Genomic DNA, 12,095 nt, shown 5'->3' with positions numbered 1-12,095 from the left:
CAGAACGCGAAGCATGGGGCGAGAGCAAGCGCTAAAGCACTCACTCTCGTTGACCGCGAAGCATGGGACCGGAGTAAGTGCTGAAGCGCCAACTCGGGTCGACCGCGAAGCATGGGACCGGAGTAAGTGCTAAAGCACTAACTCCGGTCGACAAAGGAGACATCGGCGTTTGAAGGACATCCTCCACTTCTCGCATGCGAACGGCTTTCCGGCATCGACGTACCGCACGATCTTCGCCGAACTGGCCGACGACTACGAGCTGCGCTACATCGAACGGATCGGCCACGACCGCCGCTACCCGGTGACGCGCGACTGGCCGCATCTCGTCGAGCAACTGCTCGACGACATCGGCAGCCGCTACGAGCGTCCCGTCTGGCTTGTCGGCCATTCGCTCGGCGGCTACCTGTCGCTGATGGCCGCGCTGAAGAAGCCGCAGTGGGTGCGCGGCGTCGTGATGATCGATTCACCGATCATCGCGGGCTGGCGCGCCGGCGCATTGCGCGCGAGCCAGTGGGCGGGGCTCGACGAGCGGCTGTCGCCGGCCGCCGCGACGCGCAACCGGCGTACGCACTGGGTAAGCCGTGACGAAGTCTGGCGGCACTTCCGCGAAAAGCCGGCGTTCGCCCGCTGGGACGAACGGATGCTGGCCGACTACATCGACTACGGGATCCCGCAGGTCGGCGCCGACGGCGAGCGCTCGCTCGCGTTCGACCGGCAGGTCGAATACCTGATCTACCGGACGCTGCCGCATACGCTCGGCCCGCGGCTCGCGCATGGCGCGCCGGTGCCGCTCGGCTTTCTCGCCGGCACGCGTTCGCGCGAGGTGCGCCAGGTCGGGCTCGATGCGACACGTCGCGCGGCGCGCGGCCGCGTCGAATGGCTGGAAGGCAGCCACCTGTTTCCGATGGAGCGGCCGCTCGAGACCGCCCGCGCATTGCAGCGGATGCTGAATTCGCTGAAGGCGGCGGAGGGCGATGTGTCGCAGGGCGTCATCCCCCTCGCGAAGCGCGCCTGACGCAGGGTTTGGCGGCCGGGGCGCCGCCTCCGGCACGCGCGGTTGCACCGGCCGGCGGGCGGTTGCGTCCCGGCGCGCACGGCTGGTGCGGGGCGGCGCGAAAGGGCGCGATCATCGAGTCAATTGCTGAGAGAAGGGCGGCCTTTACGGTATAATCCGTTTTTCCCGCGAGCATCCAGCGATGACCAAATATGTTTTCGTCACCGGCGGCGTAGTTTCTTCCCTTGGCAAGGGTATTGCCGCCGCTTCCCTCGCCGCGATCCTTGAATCGCGCGGTCTGAAAGTCACCCTCCTCAAACTCGATCCGTACATCAACGTCGACCCCGGCACGATGAGCCCGTTCCAGCACGGCGAAGTGTTCGTGACGGAAGACGGAGCGGAGACCGACCTCGACCTAGGCCACTACGAGCGCTTCATCAGCACGAAGATGCGCAAGGCCAACAACTTCACGACCGGCCAGATCTACGAATCGGTGATCCGCAAGGAGCGCCGCGGCGACTATCTCGGCAAGACCGTGCAGGTCATTCCGCACATCACGAACGAAATCCAGGCGTTCATCGAGCGCGGGGCCGCGTCGGCCACCTGCGGTGAGCCGGATGTCGCGATCGTCGAGATCGGCGGCACGGTCGGTGACATCGAATCGCTGCCGTTCCTCGAAGCCGCGCGCCAGATGAGCCTGCGCCTCGGCCGCAACAGCGCGTGCTTCGTGCACCTGACGCTGGTGCCGTACGTCGCGACGGCCGGCGAACTGAAGACGAAGCCGACCCAGCACAGCGTGCAGAAGCTGCGCGAGATCGGCATCCTGCCGCACGTGCTGCTGTGCCGTGCGGACCGCCGCATTCCGGACGACGAATCGAAGAAGATCTCGATGTTCTCGAACGTGCCGGAAGACGCCGTGATCTCGGTGTGGGACGCCGACAGCATCTACAAGATTCCGCAGATGCTGCACGACCAGGGCCTCGACCGCATCATCTGCGAGGAACTGAAGCTGTCGCCGAAGGATGCGGACCTGACCATGTGGTCGGAGCTGGTTGAGAAGCTCGAGAACCCGAAGCACGAAGTGACGATCGGCATGGTCGGCAAGTACGTCGACCTGACCGAGTCGTACAAGTCGCTGATCGAAGCGCTGCGCCACGCATCGCTGCACACGTCGACCAAGGTCAACATCGAATACATCGACTCGGAAGAGATCGAGACGAACGGTGTCGACAGCCTGAAGCATCTCGACGCCGTGCTGGTGCCGGGCGGTTTCGGTCGTCGCGGCACGGAAGGCAAGATCGCGGCGATCCGCTATGCGCGTGAAGCCAAGGTGCCGTATCTCGGCATCTGCCTCGGCATGCAGCTCGCGGTGATCGAATTCGCACGCGACGTCGTCGGCCTGAAGCAGGCGAACAGCACGGAATTCGAGCCGGACACGCCGGAACGCGTGGTCGCGCTGATCACCGAGTGGTACGACCGCGACGGCAAGGTCGAGACGCGCACCGAGGAATCCGATCTCGGCGGCACGATGCGCCTGGGTTCGCAGCGCTGCCCGATCAAGCCGGGCACGATGGCGGAAGAGATCTATGGCAAGGACGTGAACGAGCGCCATCGCCACCGTTATGAAGTCAATAACCGCTTCGTGCCCCAGCTCGAAGCCGGCGGCCTTATCATCAGCGCCCGTACCCCGAGCGAGGATCTGCCGGAAATGATGGAACTGCCGCGTTCGATGCACCCGTGGTTCGTCGGCGTCCAGTTCCACCCGGAATTCACGTCCACGCCGCGTGACGGTCATCCTCTCTTCAAGTCGTTCGTCGAAGCTGCGCTTGTCAACAAGCAAGCGCGCGGAGTGTAAGCATGAAGCTGTGCGATTTCGAGGTCGGTCTCGACAAGCCTTTCTTCCTGATCGCGGGCACCTGCGTCGTCGAATCGGAGCAAATGACGATCGACACGGCCGGCCGCCTGAAGGAGATCTGCGCGAAGCTGAACATTCCGTTCATCTACAAGTCGTCCTACGACAAGGCGAACCGCAGCTCGGGCAAGTCGTTCCGTGGCCTCGGAATGGACGAGGGCCTGCGGATCCTGTCCGAGGTGAAGCGCCAGCTCGGCCTGCCGGTGCTGACCGACGTGCATTCGATCGAAGAGATCGAGCAGGTCGCGTCGGTCGTCGACGTGCTGCAGACGCCGGCGTTCCTGTGCCGCCAGACCGATTTCATCCATGCATGCGCGCGCTCGGGCAAGCCCGTCAACATCAAGAAGGGCCAGTTCCTCGCGCCGCACGACATGAAGAACGTGATCGACAAGGCGCGCGAAGCGGCCCGTGAAGCGGGGCTGTCGGAAGACCGCTTCATGGCGTGCGAGCGCGGTGTCTCGTTCGGCTACAACAATCTGGTGTCGGACATGCGTTCGCTCGCGATCATGCGCGAGACGAGCGCCCCGGTCGTGTTCGATGCGACCCACTCGGTGCAGCTGCCGGGCGGGCAGGGCACGAGCTCGGGCGGCCAGCGCGAATTCGTGCCGGTGCTCGCGCGTGCGGCGGTCGCGACGGGCGTCGCGGGCCTGTTCATGGAGACGCACCCGAATCCGGCCGAAGCAAAGTCGGATGGCCCGAACGCGGTGCCGCTGAACCGGATGAGTGCGCTGCTGGAGACCCTCGTCACGCTCGACCAGGCGGTGAAGCGCAATCCGTTCCTGGAAAACGATTTCAATTGAAGATCGAATGAACCTTGCGACGGCTTCGCGCGTCAGTAGCGAAAGCGGTTCAGGCGCGCGCCGTCGCAGTTTGAAGAATCCATCGTCATTCTCAGAGGAAACCCATGAGTGCAATCGTAGATATCATCGGCCGCGAGATTCTGGATTCGCGCGGCAACCCCACCGTCGAATGCGACGTGCTGCTCGAATCGGGCACGATGGGCCGCGCGGCGGTGCCGTCGGGCGCGTCCACCGGCTCGCGTGAAGCGATCGAACTGCGCGACGGCGAAGCCGGCCGCTACAACGGCAAGGGCGTGCTGAAGGCAGTCGAGCATATCAACACCGAAATCTCCGAAGCCATCATGGGCCTCGACGCGTCGGAACAGGCGTTCCTCGACAAGACGCTGCTCGAGCTGGACGGCACCGACAACAAGTCGCGCCTCGGCGCGAACGCGATGCTGGCCGTGTCGATGGCCGTCGCGAAGGCAGCCGCCGAAGAGGCCGGCCTGCCGCTGTACCGCTATTTCGGCGGTTCGGGCGCCATGCAACTGCCGGTGCCGATGATGAACATCGTCAACGGCGGCGCGCACGCGAACAACAGCCTCGACATCCAGGAATTCATGATCGTCCCGGTGAGCCAGCCGACGTTCCGTGAAGCCCTGCGTTGCGGCGCGGAAGTGTTCCACGCACTGAAGAAGATCCTGAGCGACCGCGGCATGAGCACGGCAGTCGGCGACGAAGGCGGCTTCGCGCCGAACTTCGGCAGCAACGACGAATGCCTGTCGACGATCCTGCAGGCGATCGAGAAGGCCGGCTACCGTGCCGGTGAAGACGTGCTGCTCGCACTCGACTGCGCGGCATCCGAGTTCTACCACGACGGCAAGTACCAGCTCGCGGGCGAAGGCCTGCAACTGTCGTCGGCCGAATTCACCGACTACCTCGCGACGCTCGCCGACAAGTTCCCGATCGTGTCGATCGAGGACGGCATGCACGAAAGCGACTGGGAAGGCTGGAAGCTGCTGACCGATCGCCTTGGCAAGAAGGTGCAGCTGGTCGGCGACGACCTGTTCGTCACGAACACGCGCATCCTGAAGGAAGGCATCGAGAAGGGCATCGCGAACTCGATCCTCATCAAGATCAACCAGATCGGTACGCTGACCGAAACGTTCGCGGCAATCGAAATGGCGAAGCGCGCAGGCTACACGGCCGTGATCTCGCACCGCTCGGGCGAAACGGAAGATTCGACGATCGCGGACATCGCGGTCGGCCTGAACGCCGGTCAGATCAAGACGGGTTCGCTGTCGCGCAGCGACCGCATCTCGAAGTACAACCAGCTGCTGCGCATCGAGGAAGATCTCGGCGACATCGCAAGCTACCCGGGTAAATCGGCTTTCTATAACCTGCGCTAACGCGCTACTATCGGGTTCGTCATATCGACGCCGCTCTGTGCATGTGCGCGGAGCGGCGCTTCTTATATCTGCGGTTCTTACATGCGGCTTGTCACTGTCGTCCTGATTGCCTTGCTGGCGCTCATTCAGTACCCCCTGTGGTGGGGACACGGCGGCTGGCTGCGGGTGCATGAATTGCGTCAGCAGCTCGACGACCAGCTCCAGAAGAACGCGGACGAGAAGCTGCGCAACGAGCGCACCGCGGGCGAAGTACAGGATCTGCAGGGCGGCACCGCGGCCATCGAGGAGCGCGCGCGCTACGAGATGGGCATGGTGAAGGACGGCGAGGTATTCGTGCAGTTCGTGTCGCCGAATGCGCCTGCCGTCCCGCTGAACAACACGCCGTCGAATACGTCGACGCGCGGCGCCGTGTCCGCGGCACCGGTGCGTGTCGTGCCGAATCCGCAGTCGATCGCGAAGCCGTCGCGGCATCATGGCGGCGACAAGGGCAAGGCCGCGCATCACTGATGCATGATTGCTCGAACCCATTGAAAAAGCGCGGGAAATGCCGCGCTTTTTTATTTCCTGCCGGTAGTCAATTGGCTGAGCGATGCACGCTCACCACCACCATCCCGGGTAGCCGTAGCTGATGCCCGAGCCCCAGCGATTGCCCCATCCGCCGTAATACCCGCCGTAGACCGTCACCGGCGGCGGCGAGTAATAGGCCCACGCGCGCGCGGCAGCTTCGGCTGCCATCGCGCTGTTCTGTTCGCGCAGCACCTGCTGGTCGATCTCGTCATAGCGCTTGCGTTCGGCGCTCGACAGCGCGGGCGGCTGGCCGCCCGATGCACCGGGTTCGGGCAGGCGGCTCAGGATCGTGGAGGTCGGCGGCGGCATCGCGCAGCCGGCCAGCGCGAGCGTGCCGGCGGCAACGCTCGTCAGGACGATGGTGTGGAACGGACGATGAAGCGGGCTCATGTGTTTCTCCTGCAGCGCGCCGACGACGGGAAGCGGCTTGCGCCGAAGTGCGTGACTTCGGCGCCGGAGCCTTGCGTGCGACGCTCGTGCGTCATTATGCGCCCGTGCCCGGATGGCGGGCATCGGGCCACTGATCAGTGACGCTGCTCGGTCGCGGGCGCGATGCCCGTCTCGACGCCGGGTGCCGCGAACAGCTGCGCGACATCGACCGGATCGAATTCATAGCGCTGGTTGCAGAACTCGCAATGAATCTCGACATGGCCGCGCTCGACGATCACGCTGTCGACTTCTTCACGGCCGAGCATGCGCAGCATCGCGCCGACCTTCTCGCGCGAGCACGAGCACTGGAAACGCGTGCCGGCCGGTTCGAAGTGCTGCACGTTTTCCTGCCAGAACAGCCGGCGGAACACGACTTCCGGTTCGACCTCGAGCAGTTCCTGCGCGGACAGCGTGCCGCCGAGCGTGCAGACGCGCTCCCACGTATCGGTATCGGTTTCGGCGTTACGCGGCACGATGCCGCCGTCGCCCGGCAGCTTCTGCAGCAGCATGCCGACCGCGCGGTCGCGATCGGCCGCGAGCCACATCCGCGTGTCGAGCTGCTCCGAGTGATGCATGTAATGCTCGAGCACCTGCGAGACGGATTCAAGCGGGCCTTCGACGCCGTTCAGCGGCACGATGCCCTGGTACGGCTGCTGGCCCGGCAGCTTGTCGGCCGGGTCGAGCGTAATCACGCAGCGGCCGTGGCCGCTCGCATTGACGAGCGACGCGAAGCGCGTGTCGTCGCCGATCGTCTGGGCGGAGTCGCCGGCGAACTTCGCGGTGGCCCGCATCGACAGATCCGAACCGCACTGGACGACCAGCATCTGGACCGGCCCGTCGCCGAAGATCTGCATGATCAGGGTGCCGTTGAATTTCAGGTTCGCGGACAGCAGCGCGCACGCGGCCATCATCTCGCCGAGCACCGTGCGCACCGGGGCAGGGTAGTCGCGGCGGGCGAGCACTTCCTGCCACGTATTGCGCAGCGAAACGATCTCGCCGCGCACGGGCGCCGCATTGAACATGAATTTCTGTAACTGGTCGCTCACTCTTCTTCCTTGAAATCCGTGCGAATCACCCGATCCGCACGAGTTGCTCCTTGAAATGCGCACGCCGCTCGACGTACGTCTTCGCGTTCGTGCGCAGCCGCGCAATGTCTTCCGCCGACAGCTCGCGCACGACTTTCGCCGGTGCGCCGAGAATCAGCGAGTTGTCCGGGAACGTCTTGCCTTCCGTCACGACCGCGCCGGCACCAACCAGACAGTTGCGGCCGATTACCGCTCCATTCAAGACCACCGCCTGGATACCGACCAGCGAACCCTCGCCGATCGTGCAGCCGTGCAGCATGGCCTGGTGCCCGATCGTCACGTTTTCGGCAATCGTCAGCGGAAAGCCGGGATCCGTGTGCAGGACCGCGCCTTCCTGGACGTTGCTGCCAGCGCCGACGGTGATCGTCTCGTTGTCGCCGCGAATCGTCGCGCCGAACCAGACGCTCGCGTTCTCCTCGAGCACGACCTTGCCGATGATGGCCGCCGTATCGGCGACGAATACGCTTTCGTGGATCGTCGGGGCCGTATCGCCCAGCTTGTAGATCGTCACGGAGTCTCCTTGTCTCTTCGATGATGTGCGCCGGTAGAATGGCGCGTCTGGTTTGCCCGGCGCATGCGCATTGCGCCGCGGAACAATCGCCTATTGTAAACCGTCGCGTGCGTGCGCTCCCGCGATGCGCACGCAGGGTGTCCCCGTTTATGAGCATGGAGTCTTCTTCTTTCGGCAATGCGTCTGCCTGTGTGCGCCGCACCGCGCTTGCCGCGCTGCGTGACGCCGAACCCGTGGCGAAGGCCGCCCAGGTGCGCGCGCTCTACGATGCGCTGCGGGCCAGGCAGGCGGCGATCGCGCCGTCGCTCGAATTGCCCGAGCCGGCCGATTTGCCCGGCCGGCCGGCGCGCCCGCCGCTCGTCGAGCCGCGCCAGCTCGGGCGACGCAGCATGCGTTCGCCCGAAGGGCGCGCGGTGCTGCTGCACGCGCTTGCCCATATCGAGTTCAATGCGATCAACCTGGCCCTCGACGCGGTCTGGCGCTTCGCGGGCCTGCCGGCCCCGTTCTATGCGGACTGGCTGAAGGTGGCGGCCGAGGAGGCCTATCACTTCACGCTGCTGTCCGAGCGCCTGGCGGCGTTCGGGCATGCGTACGGCGATTTTCCCGCGCACAACGGCCTGTGGGAGATGTGCGAGCGGACCAAGGGCGACGTGCTGGCGCGCATGGCGCTCGTGCCGCGCACGCTCGAGGCCCGCGGGCTCGACGCATCGCCGCCGATCCGCGCGCGGCTCGTGCAGGCGGGCGACGATGCGTCGGCCGCGATCCTCGACGTGATCCTGCGCGACGAAATCGGCCATGTCGCGATCGGCAACCGCTGGTTCCGGCATCTGTGCGACGAAGCCGGCCGCGATCCGGTGCCCACCTACCGGCAGCTCGCCGAGCAATACCATGCGCCGCGGCTGCGCGGCCCGTTCAATTTCGATGCGCGCCGCGATGCCGGATTCGAGCAGGCCGAACTCGACGAACTGGCCGCGCAGGACGTGGCGGACGGCAACGCGCCACGCTAGCCGGCGCGCGTTCGGCCGCACTTCGACGTGCCGCCCGCCGTCTCGGGGGCCCGGGACATGGTGCTTCTCCGCGGCCCCGGGCTTACGCGCGCCGCTAGAGCGGCACCTCGATTGCCGGACGCCGGAAAGAGAGCAGCGCCGCTATAATCGAACGATCATTCTTTTTTCTGGCGGCGGCAATGAGTGCATCGAGTTCTGTTTCCGATTTCGTCACGGTGCGCGGCGTCCAGCTGCATGTCCGGCGCTGGGGCCGGCCCGATGCGCCGACGCTGTTCATGCTGCATGGCTGGATGGACGTCTCGGCATCGTTCCAGTTCGTTGTCGATGCGCTCGCGGGCGACTGGCAGGTGATCGCGCCCGATGCGCGCGGTTTCGGGCTGTCCGACTGGCCGGTCGCGCGGCAGGGCGGCGGTCATTACTGGTTCCACGAGTACCTGGGCGACCTCGATGCGCTCGTCGACCACTATGCGCCGGCCGGCGAAGTCAACCTGGTCGGGCACAGCATGGGCGCGAACGTCGTGTGCCTGTATGCCGGCGCGCGGCCGGAGCGCGTGCGGCGCGTGGTCGATCTCGAGGGTTTCGGGCTGGCGCCCGCGCGGGCCGAGCAGGCGCCGCGCCGGTTGCGCGGCTGGCTGGACGAGTTGCGCGAACCGCCCGTGCTGCGCCCATATGCGTCCCTCGACGACGTGGCGGCGCGCCTGATCAAGACCAATCCGCGGCTCGACCCGCGCCGTGCGGCGTTCCTCGCCGCGCACTGGTCGAAGCGCGGCGACGACGGTCAGTACCACCTGCTGGCCGACCCCGCGCACAAGATGCCGGGGCCGCAGCTGTACCGACTCGACGAAGTGATGGCCACCTGGGCGCAGGTGCGCGCGAAGGTGCTGCACGTCGAAGCCGTCAATTCGCCGACGCTGGCCCACATCGCGGGCGACATCCCGTTGCCGGAATTCAAGGCGCGCTTCAACGCGTTCCCCGACTGGCGCGAGAAGCTCGTCGAGGACGCCGGACACATGGTGCATCACGACCAGCCCGAGCAGATCGCGGCGCTGATCGAGGCGTTCTGCGCGTAGGCGCGCGGCGGCAGCGGCGTGGCACGCGGGCGGCGCATTGCCGCGTTGCAGTAGAATGAAGCCTTACCTGCCATGCCGACAATGAACGCCGATCTCCACTGCCATTCGAATGTTTCCGACGGGTTGCTGCCGCCTGCCGACGTCGCGCGCCGCGCTCATGCCGGCGGCGTGACCCTGTGGGCGCTGACCGACCACGACGAGATCGGCGGCCAGGCAGCGGCGCGCAGCGAAGCGGAAGCGCTCGGCATGCGCTACCTGAGCGGCGTCGAGATTTCGGTCACGTGGGCATCGCGCACCGTGCACATCGTCGGCCTGAATGTCGATCCCGCGAATCCGGTGCTGGTCGACGGCCTGTACCGCACGCGCCACGGCCGCGCGGCGCGCGCGGTGGCGATCGGCGAGCAGCTCGCCACGCTCGGCATTCCCGGCGCGTACGACGGTGCGTTGAAGTACGTGTCGAATCCCGACCTGATCTCGCGCACGCACTTCGCGCGCTTCCTCGTTGAAAACGGTCACGCCACGTCGACATCCGATGTGTTCGATCGGCTGCTCGGCGACGGCAAGCCCGGTTTCGTCCCGCACCGCTGGGCGACGCTGCCCGACGCCGTTGCGTGGATTCGCGCGGCCGGCGGCGAAGCGGTGGTCGCGCATCCGGGCCGCTATCGCTATACGCCCGTCGAATTCGACGCGTTCTTCGGCGAATTCATCGATCTGGGCGGCCGCGCGATCGAGGTCGTCACGGGCAGCCACACACCCGACCAGTACCGCGAATATGCGGACGTCGCACGCCGCTTCGGCTTCGAAGCGTCGCGCGGCTCGGATTTCCATGCGCCAGGCGAGGGCCGTGTCGAGCTCGGCAGCCTGCCGCCGTTGCCGCCCGACCTGACTCCGGTCTGGGAACGCTGGCTCTGACACCGGGCGGCGGCCTGCCACCTGCGTTGCTGCCGGCCGCGCGCATCCGATTTCTCCCCCTTTACGCCCCCCATGTCCCAGTTCTTCAGGATTCACCCGGATAATCCGCAGCCGCGCCTGATCAAGCAGGCCGTGGAAATCGTCAGCAAGGGCGGCGTGATCGCGATGCCGACCGATTCGAGCTATGCGCTCGCGTGCCATCTCGACGACAAGGATGCGGTCGAGCGCGTGCGCCGGATTCGCGGCCTCGACGAGAAGCAGCACCTGTCGCTGCTCGTGCGCGACCTGTCGGAGCTCGCCAACTTCGCGATGGTCGACAACCGCCAGTACCGGCAGATCAAGTCGGTGACGCCGGGCCCGTACGTCTTCATCCTGCAGGCGACGAAGGAAGTGCCGCGCCGGCTGTCGCACCCGTCGCGCAAGACGATCGGCCTGCGCGTGCCCGATCACGCGATCACGCTCGCGTTGCTCGAATCGCTCGGCCAGCCGCTGCTCGGCACGACGCTGATCCTGCCGCCGGACGACGAGCCGCTCAACGACCCCGAAGAAATCCGCGAGCGGCTCGAGAAGCAGGTCGACCTCGTGATCGACGGTGGCGCGTGCCCGCGCGAGCCGTCGACGGTGATCGACCTGACCGGCGACGAGCCCGAGCTCGTGCGCGCGGGGCGCGGCGCGCTCGAACCGTTCGGACTCTCGGCCGCGTAAGCGCGCCGTTCCATTTTTTGCGCGAGTGCGCTTGTTACAATAACGCGATATGGATGCTTCCCTGATACAGACCATCGCCGTCTACGCGCTGCCCGTGATCTTCGCGATCACGCTGCACGAGGCCGCGCATGGCTACGCCGCCCGCCTGCTCGGCGACAACACTGCCTACATGATGGGGCGCGTGTCGTTCAACCCGATGCGTCACATCGATCCGCTCGGCACGATCGCGATTCCGCTCGCGATGTATTTCCTGACGGGCGGCGCGTTCCTGTTCGGCTATGCGAAGCCGGTGCCGGTGTCGTTCGGCAACCTGCGCGATCCGCGCTGGGGCAGCCTGTGGGTATCGCTTGCGGGACCGGCCTGCAACTTCGTGCAGGCGCTGATCTGGGGTGTGCTGACCCTCGTACTGCCCGCCGTCGGCGTCGACGAGCCGTTCTTCACGCGGATGGCGTTTGCCGGCGTCAGCGCGAACCTCGTGCTCGGCGTGCTGAACCTGTTTCCGTTGCCGCCGCTCGACGGCGGCCGCATCCTGGCGGCGCTGCTGCCGACGAAGCAATCGATCGCGCTGTCGCGCATCGAGCCGTACGGTTTCATCATCGTCCTCGTGCTGGTCGCGACGGGCGTGCTGACGAACTTCTGGCTGCGCCCGCTCGTCAACGTCGGCTACGCCGTCCTGAGCGCCATCCTGTCCCCATTCGCCTCGCTTCTCTAACGA

The 12,095-nt window shown here is 66.1% G+C and carries 13 protein-coding genes; 10 read left to right on the top strand and 3 right to left on the bottom strand.

Annotated elements, in window-relative coordinates; genetic code table 11:
- Window positions 1–169: 169 nt before the first annotated feature.
- The 5 genes from CFB45_RS12090 (at window position 170) to ftsB (ending at window position 5,601) form a co-directional block, all read left to right on the top strand.
- Window positions 170–1,015, top strand: a complete 846-nt coding sequence (locus CFB45_RS12090; protein WP_089425749.1) for an alpha/beta fold hydrolase — start codon at window positions 170–172, stop codon at window positions 1,013–1,015.
- 181 nt (window positions 1,016–1,196) lie between these two features.
- Window positions 1,197–2,849: a CTP synthase gene (locus CFB45_RS12080; RefSeq protein ID WP_046546046.1), complete on the top strand. Its 1,653-nt coding sequence runs from the start codon at window positions 1,197–1,199 to the stop codon at window positions 2,847–2,849.
- A 2-nt stretch (window positions 2,850–2,851) separates the two neighbouring features.
- Window positions 2,852–3,706, top strand: coding sequence for a 3-deoxy-8-phosphooctulonate synthase (gene kdsA, locus CFB45_RS12075; protein WP_046546045.1), 855 nt, complete (start codon window positions 2,852–2,854; stop codon window positions 3,704–3,706).
- Window positions 3,707–3,810: 104 nt separating this feature from the next.
- Entirely contained in the window at window positions 3,811–5,094 is a 1,284-nt protein-coding gene (gene eno / locus CFB45_RS12070; protein ID WP_011352544.1) for a phosphopyruvate hydratase, read from the top strand.
- An 81-nt stretch (window positions 5,095–5,175) separates the two neighbouring features.
- Window positions 5,176–5,601, top strand: a complete 426-nt coding sequence (gene ftsB, locus CFB45_RS12065; RefSeq protein ID WP_046546044.1) for a cell division protein FtsB — start codon at window positions 5,176–5,178, stop codon at window positions 5,599–5,601.
- A 90-nt stretch (window positions 5,602–5,691) separates the two neighbouring features.
- Here the strand turns inward: ftsB and CFB45_RS12060 are convergent, their stop codons facing one another.
- From CFB45_RS12060 to CFB45_RS12050, 3 genes are all read right to left on the bottom strand, one after another.
- Entirely contained in the window at window positions 5,692–6,051 is a 360-nt protein-coding gene (locus tag CFB45_RS12060) for a hypothetical protein (RefSeq protein WP_089425747.1), read from the bottom strand.
- A gap of 134 nt (window positions 6,052–6,185) precedes the next feature.
- Complete coding sequence (gene hslO, locus CFB45_RS12055; RefSeq protein WP_089425746.1) at window positions 6,186–7,136, bottom strand: Hsp33 family molecular chaperone HslO; 951 nt, start codon at window positions 7,134–7,136, stop codon at window positions 6,186–6,188.
- Between the two features lie 25 nt (window positions 7,137–7,161).
- Complete coding sequence (locus CFB45_RS12050; RefSeq protein ID WP_071334714.1) at window positions 7,162–7,686, bottom strand: gamma carbonic anhydrase family protein; 525 nt, start codon at window positions 7,684–7,686, stop codon at window positions 7,162–7,164.
- 149 nt (window positions 7,687–7,835) lie between these two features.
- Between CFB45_RS12050 and CFB45_RS12045 the strand changes: the two genes are divergently transcribed.
- From CFB45_RS12045 to CFB45_RS12025, 5 genes are all read left to right on the top strand, one after another.
- Window positions 7,836–8,693: a ferritin-like domain-containing protein gene (locus CFB45_RS12045; RefSeq protein ID WP_089425745.1), complete on the top strand. Its 858-nt coding sequence runs from the start codon at window positions 7,836–7,838 to the stop codon at window positions 8,691–8,693.
- A gap of 179 nt (window positions 8,694–8,872) precedes the next feature.
- A complete protein-coding gene (locus tag CFB45_RS12040; RefSeq protein WP_089425744.1) occupies window positions 8,873–9,763 on the top strand; it encodes an alpha/beta fold hydrolase in 891 nt (296 codons plus the stop codon).
- An 81-nt stretch (window positions 9,764–9,844) separates the two neighbouring features.
- On the top strand, window positions 9,845–10,675 hold the full coding sequence (locus tag CFB45_RS12035; protein ID WP_179255063.1) for a 3',5'-nucleoside bisphosphate phosphatase: 831 nt from the start codon (window positions 9,845–9,847) through the stop codon (window positions 10,673–10,675).
- Window positions 10,676–10,747: 72 nt separating this feature from the next.
- Window positions 10,748–11,380: an L-threonylcarbamoyladenylate synthase gene (locus CFB45_RS12030; RefSeq protein WP_039364722.1), complete on the top strand. Its 633-nt coding sequence runs from the start codon at window positions 10,748–10,750 to the stop codon at window positions 11,378–11,380.
- A gap of 49 nt (window positions 11,381–11,429) precedes the next feature.
- The gene (locus CFB45_RS12025) at window positions 11,430–12,092 is read left to right on the top strand and encodes a site-2 protease family protein (RefSeq protein WP_069248339.1); all 663 of its coding nucleotides are present in this window, start codon (window positions 11,430–11,432) and stop codon (window positions 12,090–12,092) included.
- Window positions 12,093–12,095 lie beyond the last annotated feature (3 nt).

It is taken from the genome of Burkholderia sp. HI2500, assembly GCF_002223055.1.
Taxonomy (GTDB): domain Bacteria; phylum Pseudomonadota; class Gammaproteobacteria; order Burkholderiales; family Burkholderiaceae; genus Burkholderia.
This window is presented reverse-complemented; position numbering and strand designations above follow the sequence as displayed.

Coding starts and splice junctions, on each gene's coding strand:
- CFB45_RS12080 (WP_046546046.1), top strand. CDS start 1,197: ATGACCAAATATGTTTTCGTCACCGGCGGCGTAGTTTCTTCCCTTGGC.
- kdsA (WP_046546045.1), top strand. CDS start 2,852: ATGAAGCTGTGCGATTTCGAGGTCGGTCTCGACAAGCCTTTCTTCCTG.
- eno (WP_011352544.1), top strand. CDS start 3,811: ATGAGTGCAATCGTAGATATCATCGGCCGCGAGATTCTGGATTCGCGC.
- ftsB (WP_046546044.1), top strand. CDS start 5,176: ATGCGGCTTGTCACTGTCGTCCTGATTGCCTTGCTGGCGCTCATTCAG.
- CFB45_RS12060 (WP_089425747.1), bottom strand. CDS start 6,051: ATGAGCCCGCTTCATCGTCCGTTCCACACCATCGTCCTGACGAGCGTT.
- CFB45_RS12045 (WP_089425745.1), top strand. CDS start 7,836: ATGAGCATGGAGTCTTCTTCTTTCGGCAATGCGTCTGCCTGTGTGCGC.
- CFB45_RS12040 (WP_089425744.1), top strand. CDS start 8,873: ATGAGTGCATCGAGTTCTGTTTCCGATTTCGTCACGGTGCGCGGCGTC.
- CFB45_RS12035 (WP_179255063.1), top strand. CDS start 9,845: ATGAACGCCGATCTCCACTGCCATTCGAATGTTTCCGACGGGTTGCTG.
- CFB45_RS12030 (WP_039364722.1), top strand. CDS start 10,748: ATGTCCCAGTTCTTCAGGATTCACCCGGATAATCCGCAGCCGCGCCTG.
- CFB45_RS12025 (WP_069248339.1), top strand. CDS start 11,430: ATGGATGCTTCCCTGATACAGACCATCGCCGTCTACGCGCTGCCCGTG.